Genomic DNA, 17,744 nt, shown 5'->3' with positions numbered 1-17,744 from the left:
ATCGTAGCCATTTCTCAGGCGGCGTTCGAGCCCGTCACCTGCGCCGAGATCGCGTCCGGGCCGAACTCGTCTTCACCCGAAATCTTGAGTATCTCCTGCAGTCGTGCCCGGGCGCGGCTGACGCGGCTCTTGATCGTTCCGACCGCGCAGCCGCAGATCTCGGCGGCTTCCTCATAGGAAAAGCCCGACGCGCCGATCAAGATGATGGCTTCGCGCTGATCCTCGGGCAATTGCTCGAGCGCGCCGCGAAAATCCTTGAGGTCGAGTTGGCCATGCTGGGCCGGATGAACGGCGAGCCGGGCCGTCATGATGCCGTCGCTGTCTTGTACTTCGCGGCCGCGCTTGCGCATTTGCGAGTAGAATTCATTGCGCAGGATAGTGAACAGCCATGCCTTGAGATTGGTGCCGGGCTGAAAGCTCTCATGCTTGTCCCAGGCCTTGACGAGCGTTTCCTGCACCAGATCGTCAGCCTTGTCGGCATTTTGCGTCAGCGACACGGCAAAGGCCCGCAAGCTCGGGATAGAGCCGAGCAGATCGGTCTTGAAGCCTTGGGAGACGGCGGCCATGCCTCAGTCCTTCTTCTGTGCGGGTTCGGCCTGTTCCAATTGGCTGAGCAATTGGGCAAAGCGATCCGGCACATGGTCGGAGACCAGCTCGTCGTAATATTGTTTGAGTTTGCGGCCAATTTCCGAGTTCGGCCCGAGCAGGTCGCCGGAAGCCGCCGGGCGCCCGTCGGCGCCAGCCGTGGTGTTCTTCGTCATGTCCTTGGTTCGCCCTTCATTCCCAGCACCCGAGCCGCACAATATCCAACACAAGCGGCACCCTCGTCTGGGTTGCCCATCCCGGCATCTAACGCCGTCCCCTTATATTAGTTCCGCAACCGTCGGAACTTTTTCGGAAAACCGGCGTTTGTGTTTTCGGGGCTTGCAAACGGCTTGACCTGCAATCTAAGCAATCGCGTCAGAGGGAGACGTCCAAATCATGAGTCTGTCAGCAACCATCGCTCCACATCTGCCATTCCTCCGCCGTTTCTCGCGGGCCGTTTCCGGATCGCAGGAAAGTGGCGATGCGCTGGTCGCCGCGATGCTTGAAGCCATCATCGCCGATGTCGATATCTTTCCCAAGGCATCGAGCGAACGCATCGCGCTCTACAAGGTTTTTGCCAGGCTGTTCACCTCGGTCGCCATACGCGTTCCCCAGGAGCATGCGCAGTCGGCGTGGGAGCAGCGCGCCGCGGCCAATCTGAATGCGATCGCCCCCCGCCCCCGCCAGGCCTTCCTGCTGGTCGCCGTCGAAGGCTTCAGCGAGGATGAGGCGGCGGAGATTCTCGACGCCGACGAGCAGGAATTCTCCGAGCTTCTCTCCCAGGCCAGCAATGAGATTTCCCGTCAGGTCGCGACCGATGTCCTGATCATCGAGGACGAGCCCCTGATCGCCATGGACATCGAGGAAATGGTCGAAAGCCTTGGCCATCGCGTCGTCGGAACGGCGCGCACCCACGCCGAAGCCGTGGCGATGTTCGGCAAGATGCGGCCAAGAATGGTGCTGGCCGACATCCAGCTTGCCGACGGCAGTTCGGGCATTGAGGCGGTGAACGAGATCCTCTCGTCCACGTCGGTACCGGTGATTTTCATCACCGCCTTCCCCGAGCGCCTCCTCACCGGCGAGCGGCCGGAACCGACTTTCCTTGTGACCAAGCCGTTCAATCCGGATATGGTCAAAGCGTTGATCAGCCAGGCGCTGTTCTTCGACCGGCACGCAAAAGCCGCTGCCTGAGGATTGCAGCCCGAAAGCATGGCCGCGGACTCGAATCGAGGCCGCGTAGCGGTTTCGGACACGACATGCATGAACGACCTGAAGCGCGTCGACTGAACCCCTTTCAACTCGACACGCTTTAGCGCTGGGCGGGTCTTGCGTCTCGGCATTTCCGTACGCTTTGCTTGTACCGGCAGGCTTTCGCATCGTTCCTTGCGATAAAAATTTAGGTCGCAAAGACCCTCCATGGATCGTCTTTTTCGGGAATTGGTGGAACAAACGGCAGCGAACCACGTTTTTTCTTACATCAGTCGAAGGAGATGAACCATGCTTTACTGGGCGCTCGTATTTCTCGTCGTGGCGATCATCGCTGGTGCGCTTGGTTTCGGCGGCATCGCCGGTACGTCTGCAGGTATAGCGCAGATACTGTTTTTCATCTTTCTCGCTTTCCTGATCATTTCGCTTATCGCCGGTTTGTTCAAACGGGCGTGAGGCCAAACCTAAACGAACACTGGAGACCGCACCCCTCAAACGGTTTCCAGCCACCGCCGGGCGGAGTTCCCAACGGAGCATCGTCCGGCGGACCGTTTTAGGGAACCCATTTGTCGGTGGACCGTTCAGCGTCAAACCGGGTGGGGAACGGCAACGATGCATTCCAAAGCCGGAGATATGACGAACAGCGGACAAAGTGACGAGATCATCGCTTTGCATCCCGCTGAGAGCGGAATGCAGCTCGGTCGCGCCCTGCTTCACGCGCTTCACAATGCCGGCATTTCAGTTCTCTATCAGGATCGCGAGATGAAAACCGTATGGGCGCGCAACATGCGCGCGCCATGGGCCGTCGGCACCATCGACAGCAACGGCATCTTGCCACCGGCACAGGCCGAACGCATCGCTGCGGCCAAACGCAGCGTTATTGCTTCCGGCAATCCGGAACATCTCGAGCTCAACATTCCCGTCGACGATGGCGTCCGCTGGTTCCAGGTCTGGGTAGACGCCGATTACGGTGAAGGCGGCGCCGTGATCGGCGTCGTCACCACCATGGTCGAAACGACCGAGCAGAAACACCGCGAGCAGACCCTGAGGACGCTGCTGCGCGAGGTCAGCCACCGTTCAAAGAACCTTTTGGCCATCATCCAGAGCATCGCCACCCAGACCGGCCGTTACTCGGACACACTCCCCGATTTCCTGACGCGCTTTCGCGGCAGGTTGCAGTCGCTCGCCTCGTCCCAGGATCTGGTGACATCGTCCAACTGGCGCGGAGCGGCACTGCGCGAACTCGTGTCCGGCCAGGTCAGCCGTTACGGAGCCGATCCGCTGCGCAGCCTGCGTTTTCAGGGCGCGAACCCATACCTCAACCCCAATGCCGCCCTGCATATCGGTCTGGCCATGCATGAGCTCGCCGTCAATTCGGTCAGCTATGGCGCTTTGTCGCGAGCCGACGGCTTCGTCGAGGTGACCGCCGATATGACAGCCGCCCACGCCGACGAGACCGCCCTGTCATTGACATGGGCCGAGGCGGTCGGAGCCAACGAAATCAGGCGCAGCGAAAAACGTTTCGGCAGCGTCGCGCTCGAGCGCGTCGTGCCTTCATCGCTGAACGGCACGGCGACGCTTGAAATCGCGGACGGCCGCCTCGAATACCGCCTTGTCGTTCCCCACGGCAATTTCGAGACGGATTGATCAAACAGATGATGACTGTCTTGGAAAGAGCGCGGAGGATGGCAGCTGAAAGTTAACCGGCTGTTCACCATAAAATCCGATGCTGTTGTTCCCAGATACAGCGGCAACCCACCGATCCAGCAGAAGTTTCGGCAGCGGCTCGTGGAGCAGTATGGGAGGGATGATCTTGACGGTTTCGGATTTGAACAGGCTGGAGCAGGCCGCCCGCGTCTCGATGGGAGGATTTCAGGATCTCGAAGTATCGGCCTCGCCCCACATATCCCGGCATCCGTCGCTTCGCTTTGCAATTATGGTATCGATCGGGACCGTCGTGCTGATAGCTGCTTTGCAGCTGGCCTGATCTCGAATAGACACCTCATTGGGCTGACCGCCGCGCCAGAAAAGGCTCGGCGTCAGTTACCCAGCTGTATCGCGCCCCCAATTATTTCACGGGCCATGATTATTTCACGGCCTCTGTCGCCCGCACAGGAACTTTGGCTGCTGTGGGCCGTTCTTGTGGCGAGAGGATAGCTGTCATGGAACACATCGCCGCCGTGCTGCTGGTTATCGGATGTTCGAACAACATGACCGAATGCCGCGAACTCGACGTACCGGTGAGTGTTTTCGAAACCGCTGCGGAGTGCACTGCCGAGCGTCACTTCGCCATGACCGATGTCCGGGGCAAGGCGGCGCGCATAGTCGCCAAATGCCTTCCCGTCGACCCTGCTCTGGAAGATGACTACGATCAGATCGTCTGGAATGTTCGTCCGGACGGCACGCTCGATGCATCGGTGGAGATTTCCAATCTCGTGGTTGCGTCGAACGGCGCGCGCCCCGAAAAAGACTATCTTAGCCAACAATGAAATCGGGCGGGCAAAGGCCTTTATTTCATGCTAAATGGCGGCTGGAGCTTGTTGAAGTGAGGACGAAGCGAGGAGTGACTCTATGCGGAAGATGATTATTGCCATGGTTGCCGTGGTCGCGGTCAGCGGCTGTACCACCACGGAAGAAAACGTGGGTATCGGCACCGTGGGCGGCGCGCTCATCGGTGGCGCCGTGGGTGGCGGCAAGGGCGCTTTGATCGGCGCTGGCGCCGGTGCGATCGGCGGTTTGCTCGTGCGCCGTTTGCAGAATGGCTACTGCCAGTACAGAGACCGCCACGGCCGAATCTACACAGCTCGCTGCAATTAACTCAAGCGATAGCTGAAAACGTCAAATGCGGAGGCCCTGGCCTCCGCATTTGCGCGCCGGGCCTCTGCTGTCGCTGCGGCAATGCCGTTTCAGCCCGGCAGTGGAATTCTGATTTCCACGGTCAATCCATCATCGCGAAAACGACGATTGATCGTTCCGCCCAGTTCACGCGTGACGTTCAGATCGATCAGCTTGGTGCCAAACCCGGATTTAGCAGGCGCTTCGAGCTTCTTCTGGCCGGCTTCGCGCCAGTTGAGCGTCAGCATCCTGTCGCGCCCGTGGCCTTCAAGCGACCATTCGACCTTCAACCCCGAATCGCCCTTGAGGGTATTGGCTGAATTGCCGGCTTCGCCATATTTCAGCGCGTTCGTCGCCAGTTCGTGAAAGGTCAGGCCGAGCGCCTGCGTCGTCGTCTCGTCGAGCAGCACCTGCGGCCCCGACAGAATGTCGACAGGAAGCTCCTTGCCGAACACCTGGCCAAGCTCGATTCGAAGGAGATCGTTGAGATCGGCCTTCTGCCAACGCGAGCGTGTCAGCATATCCTGGGACGCCGCCATCGCTTGCAGCCGCGCCGAGAAGGAGGACGAGAATTCCTTTACGTCGGCGGCGTGCGAGGCCGTCTGGCGTGCGATCGCCAGCACCCGCGTGATCGAATTCTTGATGCGATGCTTCATCTCCTGCAGCATCAGGTCTTTTTCCAGCAGGCTCTTTTCCGTCGTCTCGTGCAGCAGCGACACCGCGTCATAGGCCCGCTCCTGATAGCGTGCCACCAGCGCTATGGCGCCTGCCAGCAGCAGCCCGAAAAGGCCGAGCATCACCGGGATGGCGCGCGAAGAGGGTTGCGAGAAAGCGCTTGTCGGCCGAAACAAGACGGTCCACTGGCGGCCGGCGACGGTCAGCTTGCGGGAAACCAGCAGCCTGTCGCCGAAGGTCGACACCGGCGGCGTTTCCGACTGGAACAACAGATTGTCGGCCTCCACCTTGCCGTCATAGATTTCGGTGTTGACCGGCAACAGTGGCGTGCGGCTGAGCGCGGTCTGGAACAGGTCGCGAGCGCGGAAGGCGGCATAGAGAAAGCCTGATGTCGAAGACCGGGACGCGTCGATGACGTCCGGCGCGGTTTCGACATTGAGCTGCGCGAACACCAGGAAGCCGGTGAAGGTCTGCGCGGCGCCCGTCTCCTGGCCAAGCTTGACGAGCCCGCTCGCGTGCTGCTGGTCGTCGGCCATTGCCTTTTCGATGGCTTCGCGCCGCACCGGGTCGGTGAACATGTCGTAGCCGATGCTGGATTGATTGGAGGGATCGAGCGGCTCGAAAAGCACGATCGGCGTGCGCCATGGCAGTGTCGTTTCCGGATAGATCGCATGGGCCACGCCATGGTCGTGCAGGATGTCGCGCTCGACCGCTGCCTCGTCACCGGTTTTCGCCAGCCGCAGAAAGCCGATGCCACGCAGGCCGGCGAAATTCTTGTCGATATCGAGCGCGCTGAAGAACGCCTTGAACTCGCCGCGCGAAATGTCGCCATTGCGGGCGTCGAACAACGCCTGGGTCGATCGCAGCAGCGACAGATGCAGGTCGATGCGGCCCTCGATCCGGTTGAGCGCGTCGTCCGCCGTCGCCTCGAACTTGATGCGCGCCGCCTCCTGCGTGGCGAAATAGGCAAATCCCGCCATCGTCAGGCTGATCAGCGCGACGGCAATGAAAGCGACAATCGGAAAGAACTTCTTCAACTGCGGATGCGGCCCATGATCGGTTCGCAATCTTTATGGGCAAGTCCCCGCGTCAACACAATGGCGAGGCCAATTCATCGTGACAGCTGGCCTATCACATGGAAGAAATTTAGCCGACTACCAAACCTGCGCTTCAGGCGGCGATCTTCAGCGCGCCTGGTCCCGGAATAGCCCCCGGCGGGCACTTGCCAAGGATGATCATGCCAAGCACCTCGTCCTGGGTAACGTCGCTGGTGCGTGCGGTGCCGACGACCTGGCCGTTCTTCATCACGCAGACGCGGTCGGCAAGCTCGAACACGTCGTGGATATCGTGGCTGATCAGAAAGATGCCGATACCGTCGGCCTTGAGTTGCCTGACCAGTTCGCCAACCTGCGCCGTCTCCTGCGGACCAAGCGCCGCCGTCGGCTCATCCATGATCAGGATGCGGGCGTTGAACAGGATTGCGCGTGCGATCGCCACCGACTGGCGCTGGCCGCCCGAAAGCTTGATCACCGGCTCCTTGAAACGCTGGAAGCGCGGATTGAGCCGGCCCATCACCTTGCGCGCCTCGGCTTCCATGGCGACATCGTCGAGCGTGCCCCAGCCGGTCATCAGCTCGCGACCGAGGAAGAGGTTGGCGGCGGCGTCGACATTGTCGGCAAGAGCCAGCGTCTGGTAGATCGTCTCGATGCCGTATTTCTTTGCGTCGCGCGGATTGGAGATCGAAGCCTCCTGGCCATTGACGAAGATCTGGCCGGCATCGCGCTTGTAGGCGCCTGACAGGATCTTGATCAGCGTCGACTTGCCGGCGCCATTATGGCCGAGCAGCGCCACGACCTCCCCGGGGAAAAGGTCAATCGACGCATCGTCGACGGCGCGAATGCCGCCAAAGGCGATCGAGATGTTGCGCATGTCGATCAGCGGCGTGCCTGTGGGAGCGGTGTTGTTTGCCATGGCCACTCTCCCCTAGACCCGCTTGCGATAGACGGTGTCGAGCCAGACGGCGACGACCAGTACCGCGCCGACGACGATGCTCTGCAGCGGCGAGTCGATGCCGAGCAGCACCATGCCGGACTGCAGCGATTGCATCAGAAGCGCACCGAGCATGGCGCCGAGCACCGTGCCGGAGCCGCCGGCAAGCGAGGTGCCGCCGATGACGGCTGCGGCGATGACCAGCAATTCGTCCAGCGTGCCCAGCGCATTGGTCGACGCATTGAGGCGGGCGGACGCAATGGCCGCGCTGATCGCCGCCAGCACACCCATGATCATGAACACTTTCATGGTCACCCAGCGCGTGTTGATGCCGGCCAGTTCCGCGGCTTCCGGATTGCCGCCAATGGCAAAGACATAGCGGCCGAAACGGGTGCGCCTGGTGATGAAAGTCATGACGATGCCGACTGTGACCGCCATCAGCACCGGTATCGCGATGCCATGGGCGATGAACAGGCCGCCATCGGGGACGGTGATGCCGTTCCGCTGGGCGTATTGGCGTACGATGCCGATCGGCCAGGGATAGGAATTGGCGACCCAGACCGCGCCGAGGATGGCCGCGCAGGCGACAACACCAAGCAAGCTCTCCGCCCAGACGGGACGCAGTGGAAACTTGAACCGCTTGCGCTGCGAACGGCCGTTGAGCAGCATGAAAGCGACGGCCAAACAGGCGAGGACGCCGACGATCCAGCTTGCGGTTGCCCCGATCGAGCCACGCGGCCCGCCACCCATGAGCTGGAAAGTGGTATCGAGCGGTGCAACCGTACGCCCGCTCGTCATCAGCCACGCCATGCCGCGCCAGATCAGCAAGCCGCCCAGCGTCACGATAAAGGCCGGAACCTCGAGATAGGCGATGATGAAGCCCTGCAGCGCGCCTATCATAAGGCCGAGCACCACACCAGCAGCCAATGCGATAATCCATATCCAGGGATTTCCCACCTGGAGCCCGATGACGCGGACGAGGAATTCGGCTTGCGCCACGCCCATCACCATGCCGATCACGCCTTCGACGGAGCCGACCGAAAGATCGATGTTGCGCATCACGATGACCAGCACCATGCCGGTTGCCATGATCGCGACCGAGGAGGTCTGCACCGACAGGTTCCACAGATTGCGTGGTGTCAGGAAGAGCCCGCCCGACAGGATGTGGATCCCGACCCAGATGACGAGCAGCGCGCCGACCATGCCGAGCATGCGTGTGTCGAGTTCCGTCGCTTTCAGAAAGCGCGCGACGGCGCCAAGTTCAGAGGCGCGCGCGGTATCGGCTGGCTGGCTAGAGGTCGTGTCGGTCATGATGTCCTCCCACCGGTTGGCCGTCTGGCGCGGATACCGGAAAGCAGCCTAGAAGCTATCCGCCCGCGGCGGAAATAAATCTTTTTGAAAAAACGCCGCGGCGTGGCAGCCGCGGCGTTCATGGTCTTGCGAACGGCTTCAGATCAGTTGCAGGCCGCGACGCTGCCAGCCGCCACGCCGGCGCAGACCTCTTCCTTCTTGATCCAGCCGGCGTCGATGACGACGTTGAGATTGTCCTTGGTGATGGCGATCGGCGTCAGGAACAGCGAGGTGACGGTGTTGCCGCCAGGCGTGGTGAAATCCTTGACGCCGGCAATGTCGGTCATCTTCTTGCCGTCGGCCAGCTGCAAGGCGATCTCGGCGGCATTCTTGCCGAGTTCGCGCGCATCCTTCCACACCGACACGATCTGCGTGCCGAGCGCGATGCGGTTGAGCGCGGCATGGTCGCCATCCTGGCCCGAGACCGGAACAGAGCCAGCCAAGCCTTGCGCCGTCAAAGCCGCGACGACGCCGCCGGCGGTGCCGTCATTGGCTGCAACCACCGCATCGACCTTGTTGTCGTTGGCGGTCAGGAACTGTTCCATGTTCTTCTGGGCGTTGGCGGGGAGCCAGCCGTCCGTATAGGCTTCGCCGACATTCTTGATCTTGCCGCTGTCGATTGCGTCCTTCAGCACTTCCATCGAGCCCGCAAACAGGAAATCGGCGTTCGGATCGGCGCCCGAGCCCTTGATGAAGACGTAATTGCCTTCCGGCTTGACCTTGAACACTTCGCGGGCCTGCATGCGGCCGACTTCCTTGTTGTCAAAGGTCAGGTAGAACACGTCCTTGTTCTCGATCAGCCTGTCGTAGCCGACGACCGGAATGCCTTCGTCCAGCGCCTTCTGCACGGCCGGCCCGATGGCCGAGGCATCCTGCGCAAGGATGATCAGCGCGTTGGCGCCCTGGGAGATCAGGCTCTCGACATCGGTGAGCTGCTTGCCGGGGTTGGACTGCGCGTCGGCGGAAATATACTTGTCGCCGGCGGCCTCGATGGCTGCCTTCATCGCGGCTTCATCCGTCTTCCAGCGCTCTTCCTGGAAGTTCGACCACGACACGCCGATGACCTTGTCCTTCGCCTGCGCGACCGACGCAAGCGTCAGCGACATGGCGACACCCGCCAGGATGGCGGCTGCGAATCTCTTCATGATATCCTCCCTGCGCCACGTATGGCGTGACTAGACTGACCCAAAGGCCGGCACAAAGGCTCTATTTTTTCGAGCCTCGAAAAAATACTGATCCAACACCCGGACGCTGTCAACATCGATTCTGATGGATTTTGATGTCGTGTCGAATTTTTTCGAGCCTCGGAATAAATAATGACAGAACCGTGCCCTTCTGACAGTATTTGTCGGACATTGCCGACGACTGCCGATTTTATGAGCGGCCGCGGCAAGGGAGGAGGCAATAGGGAGGAGAAAATGTCGGTCGGAATCCGCCACGACGATTTGCGCCGGCGCAACCGGGCGATGGTCATTTCGGCCGTGCGCCGCGCCGGCCAGCCGTCGCGGACGGAGATCGCCGCGACCACCGGCCTCAGTCATTCGACCATATCGGCGATCTCTTCCGACCTGATCGGGGAAGGCATCCTGAGGGAGAGCAAGGCAAGCGAGGCCGTTTCCTTGAAACGCGGCCGGCCGCAGGTCGGCCTCGCCCTCAATCCGGAAGCGGCGGCGGTGCTGGCTGTCGTGTTGTCGCTGAATTTCCTTTCGGTCGCCGTCATCGACTATGCCGGACAGGTGGTCGCCGAGGAGCAGCGCCGGCTGGACACGCTGACCATGTCGCGCGAGGAGTTGATCGATGAATGCGTCGCCATTGTGCGGCGCCGGCTCGAAGATCCCGACCTCGATGTCCGCAGCGTCGCCCGCATCGCGCTGGCAATCCAGGGCATCACCGATTCCCAGGCCCGCGCCATGCTGTGGTCGCCGATCACGCCGCTGACGAACATCGCCTTCGCCGACATATTGGAAGCCGAGTTCGGCATTCCCGCCACCATGGAGAACGACTGCAACATGATGGCGGTGGCGCTGCGCTGGCGCGACCCGGACCGCTATCGCGACGACTTCGTCGCCATCCTGCTCTCGCACGGCATCGGCATGGGGCTGGTGCTGAAGGGCGAATTGTTCACCGGGACCCATTCCTCGGGCGGCGAATTCGGCCACATGATCCATCGGCCGGGCGGCGCGCTCTGCCGCTGCGGGCGGCGCGGCTGCATCGAGGCCTATGCCGGCAATTACGCCATCTGGCGCAATGCGAAACAGATGGGTGAGGACGCCGAGCCGGTCGCCGATGTCAGCGACGCCGACATGCGGGCACTGGCCGCCCGTGCGCGCGCGGCGGACGGGCCGGAGAGGGAAGCCTACCGTAAGGCCGGCGAAGCGCTCGGCTTCGGCCTCGGCAGCCTGTTCGCGCTGATCGATCCCGCGCCCGTCGCCATGGTCGGCGTCAGCGCCGGGGCCTTCGATCTTATCGAGCCGGCGCTGCGCCAAGCCATCGCCCAGACTGCCGGCGGTCAGCATTCGGGATCGATCTCCTTCGACACCGAGCCGAATGAGTTGCCGCTGATCCGCGAAGGTTGCGCCATGCGGGCGCTGAGTTTCGTCGACCAGGAGATTTTCGCGCCGGGCATCCAGGTGAAGGCCGGAAAGAAGGACGTGGCCTGAACTCGGTAGCGGCGCCCTAATCTTCCCTGATCGCGTAGCCGGCGCCGCGGATGGTGCGGATGACATCGGGCATGCGGCCATTGTTGACCGCCTTGCGCAGCCGGCCGACATGCACGTCGACCGTGCGCTCGTCGATGTAGATCGTCTCGCCCCAGACATTGTCGAGCAGCTGGCTGCGCGAGAAGACGCGACCGGGATGTCGCATCATGAATTCGAGAAGGCGGAATTCGGTCGGTCCGAGCCGGATCTCGCTCTTCTTGCGATAGACCCGGTGCGATTCGCGATCGAGCATGATATCGCCGACCTTGAGCACGCTGGACAGGACTTCCGGCTTGGCGCGGCGCAGCAGCGCCTTGACCCTGGCCATGAATTCCGGCGTGGAGAACGGCTTGACCAGATAGTCGTCGGCGCCGGTGGAAAGGCCGCGCACGCGGTCGCTCTCCTCGCCGCGCGCCGTCAGCATGATGATCGGCAGCCGCTCGGTTTCCGGACGCATCCTGAGCCGCCGGCAGAGCTCGATGCCGGAAACCGCCGGCACCATCCAGTCGAGCACCAGGAGATCGGGCACGTTCTCCTGCAGCCGGATCTCGGCTTCGTCGCCGCGCGTCACCACCTCGACCTGGTAGCCTTCGGATTCGAGGTTGTAGCGGAGCAGTACCCCCAGCGGCTCCTCGTCCTCCACCACCATGATGCGTGGCGCGATCATTAACCGGTCGCCCCTGTCATGCCGCCGGCGCCGACATCGCCGTCTCGTCCTGCTTCGGACGATTGGCAGGCAGTTGCGAGCCGGTCAGCACATAATAGGCGTTCTCGGCGATGTTGGTGACGTGGTCGCCGATGCGCTCGAGGTTCTTGGCGCAGAACAGCAGATGCGTGCAGGCGGTGATGTTGCGCGGATCCTCCATCATGTAGGTCAGGAGTTCGCGGAACACCGAGGTGTATTTGACGTCGATGCGCTCGTCCTCGTTCCTGAGCTTGGCGAGTGCCGGTGCGTCCTTTGCGGCATATTCCTCGATCACGCCTTGCACCTGGATCAGCACCAGTTGCGCCATCGCGTCGATGGAGTGCGACAGGTCGCGCGGCGTGACACTGAGGCCGACGGTGCCGACGCGCTTGGCGATGTTCTTGGCAAGGTCGCCGATGCGCTCGAGATCACCGGCCATGCGGATCGAGCCGACCACCGCGCGCAGATCATTGGCCATCGGCTGGCGCTTGGCGATCAGCGTGATGGCGCGATCGTCCAGCTCGCGCTGGCGCGCATCCATGATGGCATCGTCGGAAACGACGCGCTGCGCCAGCGTGTTGTCCGAGTTCAGCAGTGCCTTGGTCGAGCCGCTGACCATCGAGCGGGCTAGATCGCCCATGTCGCTGATCAGCTTGCTGATCGCTCCGAGATCCTCGTCGAAAGACGCAACCGTATGATGTTCACCCATGATCCTGTCCTTCTATGCGTGGTCGCAACCGCTCAGCCGAAGCGGCCGGTGATGTAGTCCTGGGTGCGCTGGTCGTCGGGATTGGTGAACATCTTGTCGGTCGCGCCCTCTTCGACCAGGTAGCCGAGATGGAACATCGCCGTGCGCTGCGACACGCGCGCTGCCTGCTGCATCGAGTGGGTGACGATGACGATCGTATAGTTTTGGCGCAGCTCATCGATCAACTCCTCGACGCGAGCGGTGGCGATCGGATCGAGCGCCGAGCAGGGCTCGTCCATCAGGATCACCTCCGGCGACACGGCGATGGCGCGCGCGATGCACAGACGCTGCTGCTGGCCGCCGGAAAGACCGGTGCCGGGCTCCTGCAGGCGATCCTTGACCTCGTTCCAGATCGCCGCCTTCTTCAAGCTGGATTCGACGATCTGGTCCATGTCCTGCTTGCGCTTTGCCAGCCCGTGGATGCGCGGGCCATAGGCGACATTCTCGTAGATCGACTTCGGGAACGGGTTGGGCTTCTGGAACACCATGCCGACGCGGGCTCTCAATTCGACGACATCGATGTTCTTGTCGTAGATATCCTCTTCGTCGAGGGTGATCTTGCCGGTTACCCGCGCCGAGTCGATGGTGTCGTTCATGCGGTTGAGGCAGCGCAGGAAGGTGGACTTGCCGCAGCCGGAGGGGCCGATCAGCGCCGTCACCTGGTTCAGGCGCACGTCAAGGTTGACGTCGAACAGCGCCTGTTTCTCGCCATAGAAGACGCCGACCTTGTCGCCGCGCATCTTGATGACTTCGTTCGACTTGGCGCTCATTTTTTCGCCCACTGCATTTTCAAGAGACTGTTCGGTCATGATGTTCATACCAAAATGCCTTTTTTCTACCAGCGCCGCTCGAACCGACGCCGAAGCACGATCGCGGTGATGTTCATGGCCATGAGGAAGACGAGCAGAATGATGATGGCGCCCGACATGCGCTCGACGAAAGCGCGTTCGGCCTCATTCGCCCACATGTAGATCTGCACCGGCAGCGCAGTCGCCGGATCGAAGGGCGTCTTCGGATAGTCAGCGACGAAGGCCACCATGCCGATCAGGAGCAGCGGCGCGGTTTCGCCGAGCGCGCGCGCCAGGCCGATGATCGTGCCTGTGAGGATGCCTGGAGCGGCCAGCGGCAGAATATGTTGGAACACCATCTGCATCTTGGAAGCGCCGAGGCCGAGCGCAGCGGAGCGGATCGACGGCGGCACGGCGGCCAGGGCGGCACGCGTCGCGATGATGATCGTCGGCAGCGTCATCAGCGTCAGCACCAGACCGCCGACGAAAGCCGCGGAACGCGGCATGCCGAGGAAATTGATGAAGACGGCAAGACCGAGCAGGCCGAAGACGATCGACGGCACCGCAGCGAGATTGTTGATGTTGACTTCGATCAGGTCGGTGAAGCGGTTCTTCTTGGCAAACTCCTCCAGATAGATAGAGGCGGCAACGCCGATCGGCAGCGCCAGCAGCAGCACGATTATCATCATGTAGAACGAGCCGATGATCGCCACGCCCATGCCGGAGGTTTCCGGACGGCTGGAGGCGCCATAGGTGAACAGGCCGGTGTTGAAATGCTCGGCCATGGCGCCGTCCGCCTTGAGCTTGTTCATCCAGGCGATCTGCTGGTCCGAGACCTTGCGGCGCGCTTCCTCGACACTGAGGTCGATCTGTCCCTTGAAGGCCGAATCAAGATTGGCGGCGGCGAGGATGTTGACGTCGCGCGTCGTGCCGATCACCGACGGATCGGCGGCGACGATGTCGCGCAACTGGACGCGCGCACCCTCTGACAGAAAGCCCTTGAGCCTCCGGATCATCGGCTTGTCGTCGGGATTGATACCGAGCTTGGCGACCAGCGCGTTTTCGGCGAGCTTTGGATAGTTTGCCCTGACCAGAACGCCCGGGTCGGTCGCGCGCTTGTTGGAGGGATCGATCACCTTCTCGTCGAAATTGATCGGCAGCGTCACCGTGGTCTGCCAGAAGGCGGTGTAGCCCTTCGAGACGATGGTGATGAGCATGATGGCCAGGAACGCCAGACCGACGGAAATCGCCACCACGCCGTAGATGCGGAACCGGCGTTCGGCGGCATAGCGGGCCTTCAATCCGATGTCGCGGCGCGGATGAGCCGCGGCCCGGACCATCGTATCCATGGAGATGTCGGTCATTCGTACTGCTCCCGGTACTTGCGCACGATGTAGAGCGCGACGATGTTCATCACCAGCGTCAGCGCGAACAGCGTCAGGCCGAGCGCGAAGGCGACCAGCGTCTGCGGCGAATTGAACTCAAGGTCGCCGGTCAGCTGATTGACGATCTTGACGGTGATGGTCGTCATCGCCTCGAATGGGTTGACGGTGAGATTGGCGGCGACGCCCGCCGCGAGCACGACGATCATCGTCTCGCCGATGGCGCGCGAGGCCGTCAACAGGATGGCGCCGACAATGCCTGGAAGCGCCGCCGGCAAGATCACCCGCTTGATCGTCTCCGAACGCGTCGCGCCGAGGCCGAGCGAACCGTCGCGCATGGCGCGCGGCACCGCGGTGATGATGTCGTCGGACAGCGACGACACGACAGGGATCAGCATGACGCCCATCACGAGGCCAGCGGTGAAGATGCTCTGGCCCTGGATGAAGGGCGAGCCGCCGGTGAGCGCGGCGGAGAGGTCGCGCAGGAACGGGCCGAGTGTGACCACGGCGAAGATGCCGTAGACGATGGTCGGTATGCCGGCCAGCAGTTCCAGCGCCGGCTTGACCACCGAGCGTACCCTGGGCGTTGCGTATTCGGCCATGTAGACCGCCGACATCAGGCCGACGGGCACCGCGACCAGAAGCGCAACGGCGGCGATGTAGAGCGTGCCGGCGAGAAGCGGGATCAGGCCGAACTGACCTTGGCTGCCACCCGACCCGGCCGCGGCGAAGCGCGGATCCCAGACGGTGCCGAAGAAGAAACTCATCGGCGAGACGCTCTCGAAGAAAGTGATCGTCTGGAACAGCATGGAGAGCACGATGCCGACCGTGGTCAGGATGGCGATGGTGGAGGCGGCGAGCAGCCCCCATAGCATCAGCTTCTCGACATTGTTGCGCGCCCTGGCGCGCGGCGCGATTTGCCTGAGCGCGTAGACGGAGCCGGCAATCGACAGGGCAAGTGTAATGACCGCACCGAACAGGCCGAGCCGGCTCTGCACCGCATTCGCCTCGACGGCGATCGGAATCATGTAGTCCTGTGTATCGCTTGCCAGCGCCACACCTTTGGCGGCGAGCGTCGGCTGCAGTTCGGCGAATGTGGTGGGCAGCGTGGCGTTCGCATCGAGCTGGCGCAGGCCCTTGGCGAGGCTCTTCACCAAGCTGACGTCGAGCGCCTCGCTGGCAACCTTGCTGTCGACGGTACGCTCGGGCAGAGCGGCATGAATGTGCCGGTCGAGGTAGAAGGACGAGCCGATAGTCCAGGCCGCAAGCAGCAAAACGGCAGGCAGGACTGCGAGCAGGAAGGCCCACCAGCCATGATAATGAGCACGCGAATGCGGCTTCACCGAACCATTGTCATGGGCAGCGGCACGCTGCCGGCCGACGAAGAATGCAACGATGCCGATGGCGACGACAATGGCGAGTACGAGCAAAGACGACATGGACCCACCCCAGGGAAATTCCTTGTTTGAGCATGATCTTACCCGAACCGGAGGTCACCGGTTTCCCACTCTCGGGATCATGCTGCAGTCACCACCGCCATTGCGGCTGGCGATAAAACCGGGGCGCAGGCAACCCGCGCCCCGGTGCAGTAGCTTGATTACATCGCCTTTCCGGCGGCGAAAGCGTCGCGCTGGGCCTGACGCTCGGCGTCCGGAGCAGCAACGAGGCCGTATTCGGCGAGCGGGCTTTCCGGACCGACCATCTGGTCGTCAAGGAAGAACTCGACATATTCCTTGAGGCCGGGAACGACGCCGAGATGCGCCTTCTTCACATAGAAGAACAGCGGGCGCGAAACCGGATACTTGCCGCTGGCGATGGTCTCCGTCGACGGCACGACGTCCTCAACGGTGGCGACCTTCAGCTTGTCGGCATTGTTTTCATAGAAGGCGAGGCCGAACACGCCGACGCCGGTCTTGTTGGAGTCGATACGGGCGAGCGTCTCGGTATAGTCGCCATCGATGTCGACGGCCTTGCCGTCCTTGCGGATGGCGATGCAGGTCTTGCCGATTTCCTTGTCGTCGGCAATGCCGGCGGCCTTGAGAGCAGCCTTGTCGCAACCGGCATCGAGAAGCTTGGTCTCGAAGACTTCACGCGTGCCGTGCTTTTCGCCCGGAATGTAGGCGGCGATATCCCAGTCGGGCAGCTTCGGATTGACCTGGCTCCACTTGGTGTTCGGATTGTCGACGAGCTTGCCGTCGACGACGAGCTTGGCGGCGAGCGCCTTGTAGATGTCGGAGGGAACCAGCGCCCAGTCGGGACCCTTGATGTCAGTGGCAAAGACGATGCCGTCATAGCCGATGCGGACTTCCTGGATTTCCTTCACGCCGGCGGCGGCGCAGGACTTGACTTCGTCTTCCTTGATCGCACGCGAGGAGTTGGCGATATCGATCGTGTCTTCGCCGACGCCCTTGCAGAATTCCTTGATGCCAGCGCCGCTGCCGCCGGATTCGACCACCGGGGTCTTGAAGTTGGTGAAGGTTTCGCCGAACTGCTCGGCGACGATCTTGGCATAGGGTAAAACGGTCGACGACCCGGCAACCTGGATCTGGTCGCGCGCGGCGGCGAAGCCGGACGACGCGGCGAGCGCAAGCGCCGCGGCCGACGCCGTAAGGAGGAATTTTTTCATGTGGCCTGCTCCTGTTCGGAAGATGGTCTCTCGGCGCCATTGTGTGTCGGCGCCCGCTGAGGCCAATAGCCTTCGATTATTACAGTTGCATGACAGTTTCGTGTCACCCCGGTAACGCCGCACAGCCATGTCGAAAGGACTGATCGCGAACTCTCGCCGGCAAGGCCACGTTTACC

The 17,744-nt window shown here is 62.1% G+C and carries 19 protein-coding genes; 7 read left to right on the top strand and 12 right to left on the bottom strand.

What is annotated here, in order from left to right:
• Positions 1 to 14 precede the first annotated feature (14 nt).
• Positions 15 to 566 carry a sigma-70 family RNA polymerase sigma factor gene (locus AC0L2H_RS27795; RefSeq protein ID WP_008873939.1) on the bottom strand — a complete coding sequence of 184 codons (552 nt, stop codon included), beginning with the start codon at positions 564 to 566 and terminating at the stop codon, positions 15 to 17.
• Positions 567 to 569: 3 nt separating this feature from the next.
• A complete protein-coding gene (locus AC0L2H_RS27790; RefSeq protein ID WP_473593220.1) occupies positions 570 to 761 on the bottom strand; it encodes a NepR family anti-sigma factor in 192 nt (63 codons plus the stop codon).
• Between the two features lie 220 nt (positions 762 to 981).
• Between AC0L2H_RS27790 and AC0L2H_RS27785 the strand changes: the two genes are divergently transcribed.
• The 6 genes from AC0L2H_RS27785 to AC0L2H_RS27760 all read left to right on the top strand — a co-directional run bounded on the left by AC0L2H_RS27785 (position 982) and on the right by AC0L2H_RS27760 (position 4,608).
• Entirely contained in the window at positions 982 to 1,776 is a 795-nt protein-coding gene (locus AC0L2H_RS27785) for a response regulator (protein WP_473593219.1), read from the top strand.
• A gap of 306 nt (positions 1,777 to 2,082) precedes the next feature.
• On the top strand, positions 2,083 to 2,247 hold the full coding sequence (locus tag AC0L2H_RS27780) for a DUF1328 domain-containing protein (protein WP_036240811.1): 165 nt from the start codon (positions 2,083 to 2,085) through the stop codon (positions 2,245 to 2,247).
• A gap of 156 nt (positions 2,248 to 2,403) precedes the next feature.
• Positions 2,404 to 3,438 (top strand): sensor histidine kinase, encoded by a 1,035-nt coding sequence (locus tag AC0L2H_RS27775; protein ID WP_473593218.1) that lies wholly within the window; start codon positions 2,404 to 2,406, stop codon positions 3,436 to 3,438.
• Positions 3,439 to 3,598: 160 nt separating this feature from the next.
• Positions 3,599 to 3,778, top strand: a complete 180-nt coding sequence (locus AC0L2H_RS27770) for a hypothetical protein (RefSeq protein ID WP_473593217.1) — start codon at positions 3,599 to 3,601, stop codon at positions 3,776 to 3,778.
• A gap of 175 nt (positions 3,779 to 3,953) precedes the next feature.
• On the top strand, positions 3,954 to 4,280 hold the full coding sequence (locus AC0L2H_RS27765) for a hypothetical protein (RefSeq protein ID WP_473593216.1): 327 nt from the start codon (positions 3,954 to 3,956) through the stop codon (positions 4,278 to 4,280).
• An 82-nt stretch (positions 4,281 to 4,362) separates the two neighbouring features.
• The gene (locus AC0L2H_RS27760) at positions 4,363 to 4,608 is read left to right on the top strand and encodes a YMGG-like glycine zipper-containing protein (protein ID WP_006328050.1); all 246 of its coding nucleotides are present in this window, start codon (positions 4,363 to 4,365) and stop codon (positions 4,606 to 4,608) included.
• 89 nt (positions 4,609 to 4,697) lie between these two features.
• On the opposite strand, the gene AC0L2H_RS27755 is transcribed toward AC0L2H_RS27760, so the two are convergent.
• From AC0L2H_RS27755 to xylF, 4 genes are all read right to left on the bottom strand, one after another.
• Positions 4,698 to 6,338, bottom strand: coding sequence for a CHASE domain-containing protein (locus AC0L2H_RS27755; protein WP_473593215.1), 1,641 nt, complete (start codon positions 6,336 to 6,338; stop codon positions 4,698 to 4,700).
• A gap of 133 nt (positions 6,339 to 6,471) precedes the next feature.
• Complete coding sequence (locus AC0L2H_RS27750) at positions 6,472 to 7,272, bottom strand: ATP-binding cassette domain-containing protein (protein ID WP_473593214.1); 801 nt, start codon at positions 7,270 to 7,272, stop codon at positions 6,472 to 6,474.
• Between the two features lie 12 nt (positions 7,273 to 7,284).
• A complete protein-coding gene (locus tag AC0L2H_RS27745) occupies positions 7,285 to 8,601 on the bottom strand; it encodes a sugar ABC transporter permease (protein ID WP_473593213.1) in 1,317 nt (438 codons plus the stop codon).
• Positions 8,602 to 8,744: 143 nt separating this feature from the next.
• Complete coding sequence (xylF, locus tag AC0L2H_RS27740; protein WP_473593212.1) at positions 8,745 to 9,785, bottom strand: D-xylose ABC transporter substrate-binding protein; 1,041 nt, start codon at positions 9,783 to 9,785, stop codon at positions 8,745 to 8,747.
• 273 nt (positions 9,786 to 10,058) lie between these two features.
• Here xylF and AC0L2H_RS27735 point away from each other — a divergent pair, with 273 nt between their 5' ends.
• Positions 10,059 to 11,300, top strand: coding sequence for an ROK family protein (locus tag AC0L2H_RS27735; RefSeq protein WP_473593211.1), 1,242 nt, complete (start codon positions 10,059 to 10,061; stop codon positions 11,298 to 11,300).
• Positions 11,301 to 11,316: 16 nt separating this feature from the next.
• On the opposite strand, the gene phoB is transcribed toward AC0L2H_RS27735, so the two are convergent.
• From phoB to AC0L2H_RS27705, 6 genes are all read right to left on the bottom strand, one after another.
• The gene (gene phoB, locus AC0L2H_RS27730) at positions 11,317 to 12,006 is read right to left on the bottom strand and encodes a phosphate regulon transcriptional regulator PhoB (RefSeq protein WP_008873924.1); all 690 of its coding nucleotides are present in this window, start codon (positions 12,004 to 12,006) and stop codon (positions 11,317 to 11,319) included.
• A gap of 16 nt (positions 12,007 to 12,022) precedes the next feature.
• Entirely contained in the window at positions 12,023 to 12,733 is a 711-nt protein-coding gene (gene phoU, locus AC0L2H_RS27725; protein WP_473593210.1) for a phosphate signaling complex protein PhoU, read from the bottom strand.
• Positions 12,734 to 12,765: 32 nt separating this feature from the next.
• Entirely contained in the window at positions 12,766 to 13,590 is an 825-nt protein-coding gene (pstB, locus tag AC0L2H_RS27720) for a phosphate ABC transporter ATP-binding protein PstB (protein ID WP_473593209.1), read from the bottom strand.
• Between the two features lie 17 nt (positions 13,591 to 13,607).
• On the bottom strand, positions 13,608 to 14,924 hold the full coding sequence (gene pstA, locus AC0L2H_RS27715; protein ID WP_473593208.1) for a phosphate ABC transporter permease PstA: 1,317 nt from the start codon (positions 14,922 to 14,924) through the stop codon (positions 13,608 to 13,610).
• Positions 14,921 to 16,381 (bottom strand): phosphate ABC transporter permease subunit PstC, encoded by a 1,461-nt coding sequence (gene pstC / locus AC0L2H_RS27710; protein WP_473593207.1) that lies wholly within the window; start codon positions 16,379 to 16,381, stop codon positions 14,921 to 14,923. Before pstC ends, pstA begins: the two co-directional genes overlap by 4 nt.
• Before the next feature lie 158 nt (positions 16,382 to 16,539).
• Positions 16,540 to 17,568: a PstS family phosphate ABC transporter substrate-binding protein gene (locus AC0L2H_RS27705; RefSeq protein ID WP_473593206.1), complete on the bottom strand. Its 1,029-nt coding sequence runs from the start codon at positions 17,566 to 17,568 to the stop codon at positions 16,540 to 16,542.
• Positions 17,569 to 17,744 lie beyond the last annotated feature (176 nt).

The organism is Mesorhizobium sp. WSM4871, from assembly GCF_055811295.1.
The sequence above is the reverse complement of the archived record's forward strand: the minus strand, read 5'-3'. Positions and strand labels throughout refer to the sequence as shown.